At 38.5% G+C, this 16,236-nt stretch carries 17 protein-coding genes; all 17 read left to right on the top strand.

What is annotated here, in order from left to right; all coding sequences use genetic code 11:
• Window positions 1-4: 4 nt before the first annotated feature.
• Window positions 5-355: a 50S ribosomal protein L13 gene (rplM, locus tag QY304_01390; GenBank protein ID WKZ26737.1), complete on the top strand. Its 351-nt coding sequence runs from the start codon at window positions 5-7 to the stop codon at window positions 353-355.
• Entirely contained in the window at window positions 355-777 is a 423-nt protein-coding gene (gene rpsI / locus QY304_01395; protein ID WKZ26738.1) for a 30S ribosomal protein S9, read from the top strand. Before rplM ends, rpsI begins: the two co-directional genes overlap by 1 nt.
• A gap of 71 nt (window positions 778-848) precedes the next feature.
• Window positions 849-1,409 (top strand): nucleotide exchange factor GrpE, encoded by a 561-nt coding sequence (locus QY304_01400; protein WKZ26739.1) that lies wholly within the window; start codon window positions 849-851, stop codon window positions 1,407-1,409.
• An 87-nt stretch (window positions 1,410-1,496) separates the two neighbouring features.
• Window positions 1,497-3,395 (top strand): molecular chaperone DnaK, encoded by a 1,899-nt coding sequence (gene dnaK / locus QY304_01405; GenBank protein WKZ26740.1) that lies wholly within the window; start codon window positions 1,497-1,499, stop codon window positions 3,393-3,395.
• A 34-nt stretch (window positions 3,396-3,429) separates the two neighbouring features.
• Entirely contained in the window at window positions 3,430-4,482 is a 1,053-nt protein-coding gene (gene dnaJ, locus QY304_01410) for a molecular chaperone DnaJ (GenBank protein ID WKZ26741.1), read from the top strand.
• Between the two features lie 13 nt (window positions 4,483-4,495).
• Window positions 4,496-4,996 carry a hypothetical protein gene (locus QY304_01415; GenBank protein ID WKZ26742.1) on the top strand — a complete coding sequence of 167 codons (501 nt, stop codon included), beginning with the start codon at window positions 4,496-4,498 and terminating at the stop codon, window positions 4,994-4,996.
• 44 nt (window positions 4,997-5,040) lie between these two features.
• Window positions 5,041-6,045, top strand: a complete 1,005-nt coding sequence (trpS, locus tag QY304_01420; protein ID WKZ26743.1) for a tryptophan--tRNA ligase — start codon at window positions 5,041-5,043, stop codon at window positions 6,043-6,045.
• Window positions 6,046-6,049: 4 nt separating this feature from the next.
• Window positions 6,050-7,432, top strand: a complete 1,383-nt coding sequence (gene aspS, locus QY304_01425; protein WKZ26744.1) for an aspartate--tRNA ligase — start codon at window positions 6,050-6,052, stop codon at window positions 7,430-7,432.
• A 108-nt stretch (window positions 7,433-7,540) separates the two neighbouring features.
• Window positions 7,541-8,287, top strand: a complete 747-nt coding sequence (locus QY304_01430) for a ScpA family protein (GenBank protein WKZ26745.1) — start codon at window positions 7,541-7,543, stop codon at window positions 8,285-8,287.
• 10 nt (window positions 8,288-8,297) lie between these two features.
• Window positions 8,298-8,840, top strand: coding sequence for an SMC-Scp complex subunit ScpB (locus tag QY304_01435; GenBank protein ID WKZ26746.1), 543 nt, complete (start codon window positions 8,298-8,300; stop codon window positions 8,838-8,840).
• 28 nt (window positions 8,841-8,868) lie between these two features.
• Entirely contained in the window at window positions 8,869-9,840 is a 972-nt protein-coding gene (locus QY304_01440) for a hypothetical protein (GenBank protein WKZ26747.1), read from the top strand.
• Window positions 9,837-10,907, top strand: coding sequence for a hypothetical protein (locus QY304_01445; GenBank protein ID WKZ26748.1), 1,071 nt, complete (start codon window positions 9,837-9,839; stop codon window positions 10,905-10,907). The genes QY304_01440 and QY304_01445 overlap by 4 nt, the downstream gene beginning before the upstream one ends.
• A complete protein-coding gene (locus QY304_01450; GenBank protein ID WKZ26749.1) occupies window positions 10,901-12,007 on the top strand; it encodes a putative peptidoglycan glycosyltransferase FtsW in 1,107 nt (368 codons plus the stop codon). Before QY304_01445 ends, QY304_01450 begins: the two co-directional genes overlap by 7 nt.
• On the top strand, window positions 12,004-13,131 hold the full coding sequence (locus QY304_01455) for a UDP-N-acetylglucosamine--N-acetylmuramyl-(pentapeptide) pyrophosphoryl-undecaprenol N-acetylglucosamine transferase (protein ID WKZ26750.1): 1,128 nt from the start codon (window positions 12,004-12,006) through the stop codon (window positions 13,129-13,131). The genes QY304_01450 and QY304_01455 overlap by 4 nt, the downstream gene beginning before the upstream one ends.
• A 15-nt stretch (window positions 13,132-13,146) precedes the next feature.
• Window positions 13,147-14,496: a glutamate--tRNA ligase gene (gene gltX, locus QY304_01460; GenBank protein ID WKZ26751.1), complete on the top strand. Its 1,350-nt coding sequence runs from the start codon at window positions 13,147-13,149 to the stop codon at window positions 14,494-14,496.
• Window positions 14,463-15,860, top strand: a complete 1,398-nt coding sequence (locus QY304_01465; protein ID WKZ26752.1) for a peptidoglycan DD-metalloendopeptidase family protein — start codon at window positions 14,463-14,465, stop codon at window positions 15,858-15,860. The genes gltX and QY304_01465 overlap by 34 nt, the downstream gene beginning before the upstream one ends.
• Before the next feature lie 61 nt (window positions 15,861-15,921).
• A complete protein-coding gene (locus QY304_01470) occupies window positions 15,922-16,122 on the top strand; it encodes a hypothetical protein (protein ID WKZ26753.1) in 201 nt (66 codons plus the stop codon).
• Window positions 16,123-16,236: the final 114 nt, after the last annotated feature.

The raw sequence follows: 16,236 nt of genomic DNA on the forward strand, positions 1-16,236 counted from the left end.
AACCATGGCAACCACCATTGACGCAAAAAATAAAAAAATAGGCCGAGTGGCATCTGAAGCCGCCATCTTTCTTATGGGTAAAAATAAGCCCGATTACAAAAAGGGGGGAGCCCCAAGTCCAGACAATCGGGTCGAGATAATAAACGCCGCAAGAATGGTCATTACGGAAAAGAAAAGGGGGGATAAGGAATACAGAAGATACACCGGATATCCCGGCGGGTTGAAGTCAGAAAATCTAGAAAATTTAATCAGTAGAAGAGGGGTGTCTGAAGCATTAAGGGGAGCGATTTACGGGATGCTTCCAAAAAATAAATTAAGATCGAATAGAATAAAAAATTTAACCATAAAAGAATAATGACAAACCAAGACAGACAAAAAAAACAGGTTGAAAAATACATAGAGGCCGTAGGGCGGAGAAAGACATCGGTAGCTAGAGTTAGAATCACAGAAGCTGGAAAAAACTCGATCACAGTCAACAATAAAGATCTGAAAGATTATTTTCCAACCGAAACACTAAGAACAATTGCTAGCGAAGCTATCCATAAAATAAAACCGGAAAAAAAATTTAAAATCTCTGTTTTGGTAAAGGGCGGTGGTATAAGCTCGCAAGCCGAAGCTATAAGACACGGTGTGGCAAGATCACTTGTAGACGATAATCCAGAATTAAGAAAAAAAATAAAATCTGCAGGGTTCTTAAAAAGAGATCCGCGTGCCAAAGAAAGAAGAAAATTCGGCTTAAAGAAAGCCCGAAAAGCTCCTCAGTGGTCAAAGAGATAGAAAACAGTCTCGCTCTGATTTCAACAAAATAACAACAAAAATGTTGAGATTTTTAAGTCTTAAGTAAAAATATGGACGAAGAAATAAACAACCAACCAGAAGAATTTGAAGAAGATCTTGTGGCAGACGAGGAAAATGGCGGGTGTCTAGAAAAAATCAAAAAACTTAAGCTTCAGCTGAAAAAAATCGAGGAAGAAAAAAAGTTGTATCTTGATGGGTGGCAAAGAACAAAAGCTGATTTTATAAATGCAAGAAAAAAAGATGCTGAAGAGAAAGATAATTTTGTAAAATTCGCAAATCAAAATTTGATTTCTGATATTATTCCAAGCTTGGATAATTTCCAATCAGCGCTTGAGAGTCAGGACTGGCAGAAAATGCCAGAAGGTTGGCGACAAGGAATAGAGAATTCGGTCAAAGAACTAGAAAAAACTTTGTCGCAAAGCGGTCTGGAAGAGATAAATCCAGAAAACAAAGCAGAATTTGATCCTAACTTTCATGAAGCGGTAGCGGTGGAATCGACCGATTCTCCGGAAAATGAAAATAGAATCGCAAGAGTAATTCAAAAAGGTTATAAACTCAACAACAGAGTTATCCGACCGGCAAAAGTCGTAGTCAGTGAATGTAAGAAGTAAAAACAAGAAATTTTTTGCTGGACAATCGGTAAAAAATATATAAAATGTCTTCGTACAGAATACTTATTGGTTAATTTCTAAAAAACTATGTCTAAGATTATAGGAATAGATTTAGGCACAACTTTTTCTGCAGTCGCGGTAGTTGAGGGGGGAGAACCAAGAATCTTAGAAAATTCAGAGGGTTCACGAACAACTCCGTCGATTGTTTCTGTCAGCAAAACAGGCGAAAGACTTGCAGGTCTTTTAGCAAAAAGACAAGCTGTTACAAATCCAAAGAGTACGGTCTATCAAATCAAAAGATTTATTGGTCATTCTTTCGATGACCCCGCAGTTCAAAAGGACATAAAAACTGTACCTTTCGAAGTAAAAAAAGCTCCAGACGGCGGAATTTTGGTTAGAATGGGTGACAAAGATTATCGACCGGAAGAGATTTCGGCTATGATTCTGCAAAAAATAAAAACTGATGCCGAAGCCAAGCTCGGACAAAAAATTACAGAAGCGGTCATCACCGTTCCGGCATATTTCAATGATGCCCAAAGAAAAGCCACCAAAGACGCCGGAGAAATTGCGGGTCTCACGGTTAAGAGAATTATAAATGAGCCGACGGCGGCCGCCTTGGCTTACGGACTGAATAAAAAGAAAGACGAGAAAATCGCCGTCTTTGATTTTGGCGGCGGAACTTTTGATATTTCAATTCTTGAAGTTGGCGACAATGTAGTCGAGGTCAAATCAACCGATGGTGATTCTCACCTTGGTGGCAAAGATATAGACCAAAAAATAATAAATTATCTGGCCGAAGAATTTAGAAAAGAGAGCGGGATAGATGTTAAAAACGACCCATTGGCTCTACAACGATTGGACGAAGCGGCCGAGAAAGCCAAAATTGAACTTTCAAGCGCATTAGAAACTGAAGTAAATATTCCTTTTATAACTTCTGACTCAAGCGGGCCGAGACATTTACTGATCAAGATTTCCAGAGCAAAACTTGAAGAATTAGCGGAAGAATTTATTAACCGAGCGATGGAAATTACAAAAAGGGCAATGGATAATTCTCCATTCAAAGTTGGAGACATCGACGAAATTATCATGGTCGGTGGACAGACCAGAATGCCAAAAATTTCAGAAAGAGTTAAAGAATTTTTTGGAAAAGAACCAAATAAATCAATCAATCCGGATGAGGTCGTGGCTCTCGGAGCAGCAGTTCAGGGTGGAATCTTGATGGGTGATGTTAAAGATGTTTTGCTACTTGATGTTATTCCTCTTTCGCTCGGAATTGAGACCTTGGGTGGAGTAGCAACAAAATTGATAGAAAAAAACACCACGATTCCGGCTAGCAAATCCCAGACTTTTTCTACCGCCGCCGACAACCAAACCAGTGTAGAGATTCACATTGTTCAAGGCGAACGATCAATGGCCGCCGACAATAAAAGTTTGGGGCGGTTTATTTTAGACGGTGTCGCACCAGCTCCGAGAGGTATGCCACAAATCGAGGTATCTTTTGACATCGATGCTAACGGAATTTTAAACGTCAAAGCCCGCGATAAAACCACCGGTAAAGAACAGTCCATACGCATCGAAGCCGGTTCTAGCTTGTCTAAAGATGAAATAGAAAGAATGAAAAAAGAAGCAGAAGCTCATGGCGAAGAAGACCAAAAGAAAAAAGATTTGGTTGAAGCCAAAAATTTGGCAGAACAACTTGTTTATACAACAGAAAAAGCTCTAAAAGAAAACGAGTCAAAACTACCAGAAGACGTCAAAAATGAGATAAATGAGAAACTTGGCGCTCTAAAAAAATCAAAAGAGACGAGTAATCTAGAAGAAATAAAATCAGCTACCGAATCTTTATCACAGACAATTCAAAAAATCGGCCAATATGCTTCAGCCGGAAATCAGCAGAATCCTGAACAAAATACCGACAAGGAAAATGTCAGAGATGCTGAAATAAAAGAAGAACAAAAAAAAGAGGACAAGGACGAGCAAAAGTAGTAAAATATAAATGCTCACTTAAAGACAATAAAGTATGTCAAAAAACTATTACGAAATTCTCGGGATAGATAAAAAAGCCAGCAAAGAAGAAATAAAAAAAGCTTTTCGTAAACTTGCGCATCAGTATCATCCTGATAAAAAAAGCGGTAACGAAGAAAAATTTAAAGAAATAAACGAGGCCTATGGGGTCTTGTCGGACGACAAAAAACGAGCGGAATACGATTCTTATGGTCGGGTCTTTAACAACGCCGGAGGATTTGAGAATGGACCTTTTGAATGGCAATCCGGCGGTTTTGAAAATGCTTTTGAAGGTTTTGATTTGGGAGACATATTTGGGGATTTATTCGGTGGTGGTCAAAAAAACAAACGCGGAAGAGATATTTCAATTGATATTGAAATCCCTTTCAAAGAAGCCGTGTTCGGAACAGTTCGAAAGGTATTAATCCAAAAAACTGCACTCTGTGATGGATGTCGTGGTAGTGGAGCAAAAAAGGGGACTGAATTTTCAACCTGTAACTCTTGCAATGGTCAGGGAAAAATAAGAGAGATCAAAAAGTCCCTGATCGGCTCTTTTGCGATTGCTAGAACCTGCGACAAATGTTCCGGCAAAGGCAAAATTCCAAAAGAAAGATGTTCAGAGTGTATGGGTCTTGGTGTCATAAAAAAAGAACAAGAAATATCGATAGAAATTCCATCGGGGATAGAAGATGGAGAAATGATACGACTTATCGGAGAAGGAGAGGCAGCGGCAAATGGACAAAGCGGAGACTTATACGTAAAAATCAGGGTTAGAAAAGATCCGCAATTCACAAAAGATGGCAACAATCTGATCACAACACTAAACATAAAACTGACGGATGCCCTGCTTGGCGAAGAATATGAAATAGGAACACTAGATGGAGTCCTAAAGATTAAGATACCTGAAAATGTATCCTTCGGCGAAACCTTAAGAGTCAGAGGAAAGGGCGTACCAATCGGCAAAAATCAGCGCGGTGATTTGCACATAAAAATAAATATCATCTTGCCTAAAAAACTTAGTAAAAACGCCAAGAAAATAGTTGAGGAATTGAAAAAAGAGGGGATTTAAAAACCTACAAAAAATGAGTTTAATTTCTTCATATACCCCAGTGTTGGGATCAGAGTTGGCAGTTCTTTCTATAATTCTAATCATCTGTCTTGCTGTATCTTTCTCTTTGGGGAAAGGTAAGATTATAGCTTTGATTTTATCTTTTTATCCGGCAGTATTTTTCTACAGCCAATTTCCAATCATAGAAAAACTAGTTTTTCTAAAAGAAAACCAATGGCAGATTTTTTTCAACCGCCTGATTTTGTTCGCTATATTTTTTATATTAACCTTCCTCGTAATAAGTATAATTGCCGGTGGTAGGGTCTTATATACTGATAGAAGCCAGAAGTTGAAAATTTTTATTTTATCAATTTGTGTCTTTGTTTTAACTCTTCTGACAATCCACCAGATAATACCGCTTCCAGAAGCCCTGAAATATATGCCTAAATCCGGAGATTTTTTCGGTTCGGAGAAATATTTTTTCTGGCTAATCCTCTCTCCACTTGCCATCATCTTGCTTTTTATAAGAAAATGAATGATGCTTCCAAAAATACAAGTCTTTTGATAGCATTTTAACCAATGACTGAAAAAACAATTGTTTTAACCGGCGACAGACCAACCGGCCGGCTTCATCTCGGCCACCTTGCCGGCTCAATTAAAAAAAGGGTGGAACTCCAGGAGCAATCCGAAAAGAATTTTTATCTTATCGCCGACCTTCAAGCTCTGACCGATAACGCCGAAAATCCGGAAAAAGTAAAAGAGAGTGTTGTGGAGGTTGCGCTCGACAATTTGGCGTCAGGACTTGATCCAAAGAAAACCACTTTTTTAATTCAATCAAAAATTCCTGAAATTTCTGAACTGACCATCCTTTTTCTAAACCTTGTTACTCTCGCCAGATTAAAACGCAACCCAACCGTAAAAGACGAAATGAAGCACAAGGGTTACGAAGAAAACGTGCCGGCAGGATTTTTGACTTATCCCGTAAGCCAAGCTGCTGATATTCTGTTCTGCAAAGCAAACTTAATTCCAGTCGGCGAAGACCAGCTACCGGTCATCGAGCAAGCAAACGAGATTGTGGATAAATTTAATTCTCTCTATGGTCAGACATTCCAAAAAATCAAAACTGTAACTTCTGAAACTCCGCGACTTATGGGAATAGACGGGAGAAATAAAGCCAGTAAATCTTTGAATAATGCCATTTTCTTGTCAGATCCGACAGATATCGTTGAAAAAAAAGTAATGGCAATGTTCACCGATCCCAAACATTTAAGAGCAGAGGATCCCGGCACAATTGAGGGAAATGTAGTATTCCAATACTTAGACGCTTTTGATCCGGAAAAATCAGAATTGGAAAAAATCAAAAGAGATTATGAGCAGGGCGGACTTGGGGATGTAATTATCAAAAAACACCTTATCGAAGTTCTAGAGAAAGTCTTAGAACCAATAAGAAAAAAGCGTGACGAGCTTTCAAAAGATAAGTCAGCTATAATGAAAATCTTAAAAGATGGGACTGGTAGGGCGAGGGAAGAAGCAGCAGAGACTATGTCCGAGGTTAGGGCCGCAATGAAAATAAATTATTTTTAAAAAAATGGAGAGAATAAAAATTTCATCATTAAAAGAAAAAGTTGGACACGAAGTTAAGGTTTTAGGATGGATAAACGCAAGACGCGACCACGGCAAACTTATTTTTTTTGATTTGCGAGACGAAAGTGGTAAGGTCCAAATGGTTTCGCTCCCTCAAAATCAAGACACTCACAAATTAGCTGACAGTTTAAGAGATGAGTGGGTGGTTGAAATAAAAGGCAAAGCCAACAAGCGTCCGGAAAAGATGGTTAATTCGGAAGAGGAATTGGGCCATATAGAAATAGAAATTTCAGAAATAAAAGTCTTGAATGAAGCTCAAACTCCACCCTTTAATCTTCAAGACAGCGGGTATGATATCAATGAAGAGATAAGAATGAAGTACCGATATTTGGATTTGAGAAGGCCTAGAATGCAGAAAAACATAAGAAATCGACACAAGATCATCAAATTTTTTAGAGACTATTTAGATACAGAAGGTTTTGTTGAAGTAGAAACTCCAATCCTTACAAAATCAACCCCCGAAGGAGCGAGAGATTATATAGTGCCATCCAGAACCTACCCGGGGAAATTTTACGCTCTGCCACAATCACCCCAGCAGTACAAACAATTATTGATGGCCTCGGGGATAGAAAAATATTTTCAGGTTGCAAAGTGCATGAGAGATGAAGACACCAGAGGCGACCGCCAAGCCGAATTTACCCAACTTGATATTGAGATGTCTTTCGTTGATCAAGAGAAAATTCTAGACTTGGTAGAAAATATGTTTAGCAAAATGGTAAATAAGATCTACCCGGAGAAGACTTTTACTGAAAGTCCGTGGCCAAGAATAAACTATGATGAAGCCATGGAAAAATATAATTCTGATAAGCCAGACATACGAAAAAACAAGAATGATCCAAACGAACTTGGTTTTGTCTGGGTATTAAATTTTCCACTTTTTGAAAAAGATTTGGAAAATGGTCACTTCGCCCCGAGCCACCACATGTTTACCGCTCCCAAAGAAGAAGATCTGCAAAAGCTGGAAAATGATCCAGCAGATGCTAGATCTTACCAGCACGATTTGGCGCTAAACGGCTTTGAGGTTGCGGGAGGTAGTATCCGTATTCATGACCCCAAAATTCAGGAAAAAATATTTAATCTCATCGGTTTTGACGAGAAACAGAAAAAATATTTTGAACACATGTTAGACGCTTTCACGTTTGGCATACCACCTCATGGTGGCATAGCATCAGGACTCGACCGACTCATTGCTGTCTTGGAAAACGAATCAAGTATTCGGGAAGTCATCGCTTTTCCTAAAACAGGAGAGGGAAGAGACCTTACTATGGGAGCTCCTTCGGAAATCGAACAAAATCAGCTGAAAGACTTAAAAATCAAGACGGGATAATAAAAGGTATTAGACCTTTTGTTGGCTATCCTCGGGTCGGAAATGAGAAAGATTACCTTCTCATTTCTCTCGCTCTACGTCGGCAATAAATACCAAAAAGCGTCATAATTGGAAAAAACCCAAGAAATAAGGTATTATTCCACAATGATTGCGACCGGATTTGAAATAAAAACCGAAAATTTTGAAGGACCTTTGGACTTACTCTTACATCTTATCGAAAAAAGAAAGCTCTACATAAATGACATTGCTCTGTCAAAAGTAACAGATGATTTTATCGATTATGTTCAAAAAAAAGAAGGTTTTCCGATAGACGAAATTGCTCAGTTTGTCGTTGTTGCAGCTACTTTGCTTTTAATAAAATCCAGATCACTTCTTCCTCTTCTTCAATTAACAGAAGAAGAGGAAGAAAGTATAGAAGACTTGGAACAAAGACTTAAGGAATATCAAAAATTCAAAGAATTAAGTCGGCATGTAAAAAACCGATTTTCCAAGAAAATAATCTGGGGACGCGAAGGACGAATTTTTGAACCAATTTTTTCCCCGTCTGCAGAAATTAGCACCAAATCAATTTTAGAGGCCGTGAAGTGGATAATCACAGAATTCCCGAAACCGGAAAACCTACCAAAGGCTGTAGTAAAAAAAGTTGTCAGTCTGGAAGAAACTATAGAAAAACTACTGGAGAGAATTACTGAAAGTTTCAAGATGAGCTTCCAAGAATTCTCCGGAAAAGGAGGAGGGCGGGAAAACATAATCATCAGTTTTTTGGCAGTCTTAGAATTAGTTAAAAGAGGATCAGTTTTTGCCGAGCAACAAAACCGGTATGGAGATATTGAAATACAAAAAGGCACTAATTAATATTTAAAACATGGACTTAGACAAGAAAATAGAAGCTGTTTTGTTTTATCAAGCCGAACCTTTTTCAATCAAAAAGCTGGCGGAGATTTTAAAACAAGACGAATCATCCATAAAAAAAAGTCTGCAAATTTTGGAAGAAAATTTGAATGAGCGGGGAATTGTCCTTGTCCAAAACGGCGACAAAGTAATGCTTGGCACAAATCCAGAACTTTCTGACCTCATAGCTGAATTAAACAAAGGTGAATTAAACAAAGAGCTCGGCAAGGCAGGGCTTGAAACTTTATCTATCATCTTATATCGCGGACCAATAAGTAAAAAAGAAATTGATTATATTCGTGGCGTTAATTCCGGATACATTCTAAGAAACCTTCTAATACGGGGTTTGATTGAAAAGACTGAACAAAAATTGAGAAGCGCATATTACCGCCCAACTCTAGATTTATTAGCTCATATGGGCGTAAAAAAGATTGAAGAATTACCGGAATTTGAAAACATCAAAACAGAATTAGAGTCTCTAAAAGTCGAAGAAAATAAAGAGACCGAATCAGAATAAAATGTCACCCGAAAAAAAATTTTTTAATATGAGAAACGTTTTTGCTGGAGTAGTTTTAATTTTACTTTTAATTGCTTCTTTTTTGACACCCATCACGCCATATGCATCGCAAAAAAATAATACTAACAACACTCAAGAATATAATGACAATAGTAATCAAGAACTGATTTCGAAAAACCCGTTTGAAGAGATAACAATCGTGGGAAAATCCGCTTTTGTCTGGGACGTGGTAAAACAAAAACCATTATTTGAAAAAGACTCTGACAAAGTTATGCCTTTGGCCTCAATCGCCAAAACGCTGTCGGCTGTTGTTTCTTTAGAGCTGGCGCCACAAAACACCGAAATCAGAATTGAGAAAGAATTTTTGGAAGCTGAGGGAGATTCCGGACTTTATGTGAATGAGAGATGGGCATTAAAAGACCTAATTGATTTCAGCTTGGTCGTCTCATCAAATGATGGATTTCGCGCTATAGCTTCGGTTATCGGCGCGATAACATTTGGCACAGATGATTTTTATTTCGGAAGGCAAAAATTCATAGAGAAAGTAAATCAAAAAGCCAAGAATATTGGTCTTGAAAAAACAGTAATTCACGACGAAGCCGGACTTGACCAAAATGAAAACCAGAGTGGGGCCTATAGTACCGCAAAAGAAACCGCTTTGCTCTTTGAATATATTTTAAAAAACAAGCCAGAAATACTAGAGGCGACCACAAAAAAAGAAACCAGTTTCTTCTCACTCAACCAAATCAATCACACCGCCAGCAACACAAACCTTATAGTCAAAAACGTTCCCGGGATAATAGGAGCAAAGACGGGTTTTACCGACCTTGCGGGTGGCAACCTAGCGACCGTCTTTGATGCCGGACTTGGTCGACCAATAATAATCGTTGTTCTCAACTCCACCATAAACGAACGTTTTGTTGATAGTGAGAAATTGATTGAAGCTTCGAGAAGCTTTATTATTGATGAAAAGAAAAACGCAAAATATTTAAAAATATGATTATAGACACGGTAAAAGTCATCGCGCCAGCAATTATCGCCTTCTCTATAGGAATAGGTATAACACCTTTTCTGACCGAGTATCTCTACAAAAACAAGATGTGGAAAAAAAGAGCCGGTAAGATAGCGATGGACGGCAAAGAGGCCGAAGTCTTTAATTCACTGCACAAAGAAAAAGAAGTTGGTACACCGAGAATGGGCGGAGTAGTAATCTGGCTAAGCGCAACCTTAACAATTGTCGGTATCTGGATAATAGCCAAACTAGCCCCAAGCGATCTAACTTCAAAGATAGACTTTTTGAGCAGAAATCAAACATGGATTCCTTTTTTCACCTTAATAATCGGCTCGCTGATCGGCTTATTTGATGATTTTTTGGAAGTCCAAAATTCTTCTTCAAACAATAACGGTGGATTATCGCTGAAAAAAAGACTGCTAGCGGTAATTATTTTAGGACTGCTGGCTGGGTCTTGGTTTTACTTTAAACTTGACATCACTGGGATCAACCTGCCAGTTTTCGGGATTTTAAATCTGGGGTGGCTATTTGTGCCTTTTTTCGCTTTGGTAACTTTAGTGATTTATTCTGGCGGAATAATAGACGGCATAGACGGCTTAGCCGGAGGAGTTTTCGCCATAATGTTCTCTGCTTATGCCACCATCGCTTTCTTTTTGGAACAGATAAATTTGGCGGCTTTTTGTGCTATGCTCTCCGGCGCAATTTTAGCTTTTCTTTGGTTTAACATTCCGCCAGCTAGATTTTATATGTCTGAAACCGGAACAATGGGCTTAACCCTGACTTTATCAGTTGTAGCTTTTATGACCGACACACTTGGCAATGGTTATGGAATTCTTATCCTGCCAATTGTCGCTTTTCCACTTATTGCCACTTCTTTTTCTAACATTATCCAAATAGCATCAAAAAAATTCCGTGGCAAAAAAATATTTCTAGTAGCACCAATACACCATCATTTTGAAGCACTGGGCTGGCCGGCATATAAAGTAACCATGAGATTTTGGGTTATCAGTGTTATCTTTGCCTTAATTGGAGTAATACTAGCTCTTATATGGTAAAAAAACAGAAAATAGATAGGGTTTTTTTTCTAACAGTCATCGCTTTGTTAGTCTGTGGTTTCTTTGTCTTTACTTCGGCATCTTTGGGATTACTAGCGAAAGACAAAGAGAATTTCAGCGACATAGCTTTTAACCAAACATTTTTTGGTCTCTTCTTGGGAACGATTGCCATGCTGTCTTTATCAAAAGTCCACTACCGAAGGTGGAGAAAGTTTGCCCTCTATATTTTTTTATTTTCGATTCTTACAGCAATAGGGGTTTTTATTCCCGGTTTGGGATTTGAGCATGGTGGGGCAAGAAGATGGATTTCAATTGCCGGACTATCTTTCCAACCAGCGGAATTTTTGAAATTGGGTTTTGTCATCTATCTTGCAACTTGGCTTTCCGGTGTAAAAGAAAAAATTGGAAATATAAAATTTGGCCTCTTACCTTTTCTGTTGATAGTAGCGATTATCGCCAGTCTTTTGTTAATGCAACCGGACATTGGAACTTTTCTAGTAATCGCTACTGCCGGATTTGCAATTTTCTTGTCAGCCGGTGCTAGGTGGCGAGACATCATAATAGTCTTAATTATCGGAATTTTAGGGATAATATCAATCGCCATTCTTAAACCATATGCCGCCGAAAGAATCGTAACTTTTCTGGATCCTTCGCGTGATTATCACAGGGCTAGTTATCAACTTCAACAGTCACTAATTGCTATTGGCGCTGGCGGCATGTTTGGTAGAGGATTCGGACAAAGCATCCAAAAATTCGGCTTCTTGCCGGAGCCGGTCGGCGATTCCGTTTTTTCAGTCGCAGCCGAAGAGTTTGGTTTTATCGGTGGTCTTTTTCTGATCTCACTCTTTGTATTTTTTGCTTTTCGCGGTCTTAAAATTGCAAGATTTTCGCCAGACCTATTTGGGTCTCTTCTCACTACCGGCATAATAATGTTGATAATCACCCAATCTTTCTTTAATATTGCTTCCATGACCGGTGTTGTACCGATGTCCGGATTACCACTTTTGTTTGTTAGCCACGGCGGGACAGCATTGTTTTTTACTTTAGCTTCTATAGGTATAATTCTTAATATATCAAAGTATAAGACATATAAAAAATGAAAATATTATTAACAGGCGGCGGTTCAGGTGGGCATTTCTATCCAGTTATTGCTGTGGCCGAGGCCTTAAAGGATCTGCAAAAAGAACAACATATAGTCAAACCGACGCTATATTATATGGCGCCGGAACCTTACAATAAAAGACTGCTATTTGACAACGAAATAATTTTCAAAAAAAACCCAACCGGCAAATTGAGGCGATACTTTTCGCTGTTAAACATCTCCGACACCTTCAAAACATTCTGGGGAGTTTTGAAAGCAGTCTGGACAATATTTTATATTTATCCTGACGCGGTATTTAGCAAGGGTGGTTATGGCAGTTTTCCGGCAGTCTTTGCCGCAAAACTATTTAGAATTCCGGTTATTATCCATGAGTCGGATTCAGTACCAGGCAAAACTAATCTCTGGGCTGGCAAATTTGCCAAAAGAGTTGCTGTGTCTTGGCCTGAATCTGCTGAATATTTCCCGAAAGAAAAAGTGGCATTTACAGGAAATCCTATAAGAAAAAGTATTTTACAACCCATTGAGGATGGTGCGAAAAAAATCTTGAAACTAGAAGATAATCTGCCCGTCGTTTTGGTTTTAGGGGGTTCTCTTGGAGCACAAAAAATAAATGACACCATAATTGATTCATTGCCAGAAATCTTGGAGTTCTGCCAAATTATCCATCAAACAGGCAAAGGGGGGCTAAAAGACGCGAAGAGCCGGGCCTCGGCAATTTTATACAACTCCGAAAAAGAAAGCAGGTATAAAGTTTTTGATTACTTAAACGACGAAGCAATGAGAATGGCGGCCGGAGTAGCAGATTTGGTAGTATCAAGAGCCGGTTCAACAATTTTTGAAATAGCAAATTGGAGCAAACCAAGTATTATAATTCCAATATCAAAATCAAACGGGGATCACCAGAGAAAAAATGCTTATGGTTATGCGCGAAGTGGCGCCTGCATTGTCATTGAAGAACCAAACCTCAACGCGAATATTTTAACTTCAGAAATAAAAAACTTGTTGGCAGACAACGATAAGTTACAGACGATGTCGCAGGCGGCTCAAAAGTTCTCCAGAAAAGACGCCGCAAAAGTGATTGCCCAAGAGATATTTAATATCGCACTTGGACACGAAAAATAGAATTAAACAGACAGTATGAAAAAAATTGTTACTAGATTTGCTCCATCGCCAACAGGTAATCTACATCTAGGGGGTGTTAGAACTGCTTTGTTTAATTTTGTTTTTGCTAAACAAAAGATGGGTGAGTTCATCTTAAGAATAGAGGATACCGACAAAGAAAGGTCAAAGAAAGAATATGAGGACGACTTAATCGCTGGCTTAGGGTGGCTTGGACTCTCACATGACAGTTTTTTCAGACAGTCAGAACGCGGAGAAATTTATAAAAAATATCTGAAAAAAATTGTTTCCGAAGGAAAAGCTTATGTTTCTAAAGAAAAAAGTAGGGAAGGGGACGGAGAAGTTGAAATAGTAAGATTTAAAAACCCAAACACCACCATAAAGTTTGATGATGAAATCCGTGGTCAAGTTGAGTTCAAAACAGAAGATCTCGGAGATTTTGTGATAGCCAAAAATTTTGAAGAGCCCCTTTATCACTTGGCAGTGGTAATTGATGATTTTGAAATGGAAATCAGCCATGTAATCCGCGGGGAAGATCATATTTCAAATACTCCAAGACAAATTTTGATTCAAGAAGCGCTCGGCTTTCCGCGCCCAATCTACGCCCATATACCACTAATCCTTGCAACCGACCGATCCAAGCTCTCAAAAAGAAAGCATGGGGAGCTGGTGTCTGTTAACTTTTACAAGGAGCAAGGCATAATGCCAGAAGCGATGATAAATTTCTTGGCAATGCTTGGTTGGAATCCGGGAGATGATAGGGATATCTTGAGTTTAGAAGAAATCATCTCTTGTTTTGATTTTAAAAAGGTTCAGAAAAGCGGAGCGGTTTTCAATATCGAAAAGCTTGAGTGGCTGAATCAACAATATATAAAAAATCTAAGAGTGGAAGAAAAAATTGAAAAAGTAAAAGAGAGACTTGAAAAAAAGGGGAAAACTGACTGGGTTAAATCTAAGGTTTTTGGGCAAGAATTTGTGGAATTGATCTGCGAAAGAATTAAAAAATGGGCGGACATTGACTGTCTTATAAATGACGGGGATTTAGACTTTTTTTTCAATGAACCAAGTATCGTCAGGGAGAAAATAGTGTGGGAGAAAAATCCAAATTTGGAAAAAACAATAATTCATTTAGAGAAATCGCTAGAAATTTTAGAAAGTATAGATAATGTCAGTTGGAAAACTGATATAATAAAAGAGAGGCTGATGGCTTATGCGGACAAAGAGGGAAGAGGTGAAGTGCTCTGGCCACTGCGCTACGCACTATCCGGCAAAGACAAATCATCAGACCCTTTCACGACGTCCTTTATCTTGGGCAAAGATAATACAATAGCAAGATGGCAAAAAGCGATAGAAATTCTAAAACAATAAAGGTTCTAGACAGCAAGCCGACGAGGCGTTGTATGTCGCTAATACAAAAATTAATAATCCCAGTGCCGGCATTGATTTTTATCGCATTAATACTTTTATTTTTATCCAACAGCAATATTGCAGAAGCCGATCAAAACTTAATCAGAGAACTTCAGGAAAAGATTAGCGATAGAAGCAATCAAATAGGTGCAATTGAAAAAGAAATAGAACAATCAAAAAAACAACTTGAAGCGGTCGGCAGGGAAGTAAACACTCTACAAAACGCGGTTCGATCTATTGAGCTGACACAAAAAAAACTAGAACAAGACATCTCTCTAACTGAAAATAAAATAATAAACGCATCTTTAAGCATAGAAAAATTAACACTGGAAATAAGCGAATCCGAGCAAAGAATAGAGAAAAACAGCCAAAGCTTGTCTGAAACACTTCGCTTACTAAACGAAACCGGGGAAAGCTCGTCTTTGGTTGAATCACTTTTAAAATACGGTGATTTCTCTTCTGTTTGGGAAGAATTTGAAACCCTGCAGAGATTTCAGGTAGAAGTCAGGCAGAACCTGAATAATCTAAAAATTATAAAAGACACATTAGAAAAGAAAAGGGAGGAGTCAGAGTCGCAAAAAGAACAGTTGGAGCTTTTAAATATGGATTTAAAAGATCAACACGGCGTCTCTCTAATAAATAAAAAACGACAAGCGTCTCTTCTAAGCGAGACTAAAAACCAAGAAGCTGAATATCAAAAAATATTACAAACAAATTTGGCTCGAAAAGCCGCGTTTGAAAAAGAACTTTTTGAGTTTGAGTCACAACTACGCTTGGTTATTGACCCGTCTCAAACCCCACCAGCAAGACCCGGAATATTGTCGTGGCCCCTTGATAGCGTATTTGTAACTCAATATTTCGGAGACACCGAATTTGCCCGTAGTGGAGCTTACAGAGGCCGAGGACACAATGGTATTGATTTTCGAGCAACAATGGGTACTAGAGTTAAATCAGCACTGTCCGGAATTGTCAGCCATATCGGTAACACCGACGAAATACGCGGTTGTTACTCATTCGGAAAATGGGTTTTGGTAAAACACGATAACGGACTGTCCACTCTCTATTCTCATTTGTCATCAATCAGAGTCCAGCCGGGACAAGTTGTCCAAACCGGAGAGATGGTCGGACTAAGTGGTGGTTTGCCCGGAACTTTTGGGGCAGGGTATTCAACCGGTCCACACTTGCATTTTGGACTTTACATAACCGAAGGTCTGCGTCCACAAACCTATCGTTCAAGCACACCATGTAATGGTGCTTTTATGCCCCTTGCTGATCTAAAAGCTTATCTTGACCCAATGTCTTATTTACCAACTCTTTCTCAATAGGCAACAAAAAATAAATTGAGTCAATTTATAAAAATCTAAAAAAGATTTAAAATACAAACATATGAAAAAACAAAAAGGGTTCTTAAAAACAATAATACTTATTATCATTGCCTTGGCACTTCTAAAATTGGTTTGGGATTTTGATATAGTTGAGTTTATAAACAAACCGTTCGTCAAAGCTATCTGGGAGACCATTTGGAGCATTATAGGGCCCCTGTGGGACTTTATAAAAGGCCTTTTCAGCGTCTTTTCTAAGAATTAAGATAAAACAACCCACGACAGATAAACGGACGTAAAATAGCTCTACTTGGTTGAAAGTCAATTAAATAGCCAAAAGTAAGATAAAAAAGGACATAGTTGTGGATTTAGCAGTAGC

It is taken from the genome of Candidatus Paceibacterota bacterium (assembly GCA_030583745.1).
Classification (GTDB): Bacteria; Patescibacteriota; Minisyncoccia; order Phycocordibacterales; family BOKC01; genus BOKC01.

What these genes read in the sequence shown, in the direction of transcription:
- QY304_01400 (WKZ26739.1), top strand. Translation starts at nt 849, where the DNA reads ATGGACGAAGAAATAAACAACCAACCAGAAGAATTTGAAGAAGATCTT.
- aspS (WKZ26744.1), top strand. Translation starts at nt 6,050, where the DNA reads ATGGAGAGAATAAAAATTTCATCATTAAAAGAAAAAGTTGGACACGAA.
- QY304_01450 (WKZ26749.1), top strand. Translation starts at nt 10,901, where the DNA reads ATGGTAAAAAAACAGAAAATAGATAGGGTTTTTTTTCTAACAGTCATC.
- trpS (WKZ26743.1), top strand. Translation starts at nt 5,041, where the DNA reads ATGACTGAAAAAACAATTGTTTTAACCGGCGACAGACCAACCGGCCGG.
- gltX (WKZ26751.1), top strand. Translation starts at nt 13,147, where the DNA reads ATGAAAAAAATTGTTACTAGATTTGCTCCATCGCCAACAGGTAATCTA.
- rplM (WKZ26737.1), top strand. Translation starts at nt 5, where the DNA reads ATGGCAACCACCATTGACGCAAAAAATAAAAAAATAGGCCGAGTGGCA.
- QY304_01415 (WKZ26742.1), top strand. Translation starts at nt 4,496, where the DNA reads ATGAGTTTAATTTCTTCATATACCCCAGTGTTGGGATCAGAGTTGGCA.
- QY304_01465 (WKZ26752.1), top strand. Translation starts at nt 14,463, where the DNA reads ATGGCAAAAAGCGATAGAAATTCTAAAACAATAAAGGTTCTAGACAGC.
- QY304_01470 (WKZ26753.1), top strand. Translation starts at nt 15,922, where the DNA reads ATGAAAAAACAAAAAGGGTTCTTAAAAACAATAATACTTATTATCATT.
- QY304_01435 (WKZ26746.1), top strand. Translation starts at nt 8,298, where the DNA reads ATGGACTTAGACAAGAAAATAGAAGCTGTTTTGTTTTATCAAGCCGAA.
- QY304_01445 (WKZ26748.1), top strand. Translation starts at nt 9,837, where the DNA reads ATGATTATAGACACGGTAAAAGTCATCGCGCCAGCAATTATCGCCTTC.
- dnaJ (WKZ26741.1), top strand. Translation starts at nt 3,430, where the DNA reads ATGTCAAAAAACTATTACGAAATTCTCGGGATAGATAAAAAAGCCAGC.
- rpsI (WKZ26738.1), top strand. Translation starts at nt 355, where the DNA reads ATGACAAACCAAGACAGACAAAAAAAACAGGTTGAAAAATACATAGAG.
- QY304_01455 (WKZ26750.1), top strand. Translation starts at nt 12,004, where the DNA reads ATGAAAATATTATTAACAGGCGGCGGTTCAGGTGGGCATTTCTATCCA.
- dnaK (WKZ26740.1), top strand. Translation starts at nt 1,497, where the DNA reads ATGTCTAAGATTATAGGAATAGATTTAGGCACAACTTTTTCTGCAGTC.
- QY304_01440 (WKZ26747.1), top strand. Translation starts at nt 8,869, where the DNA reads ATGAGAAACGTTTTTGCTGGAGTAGTTTTAATTTTACTTTTAATTGCT.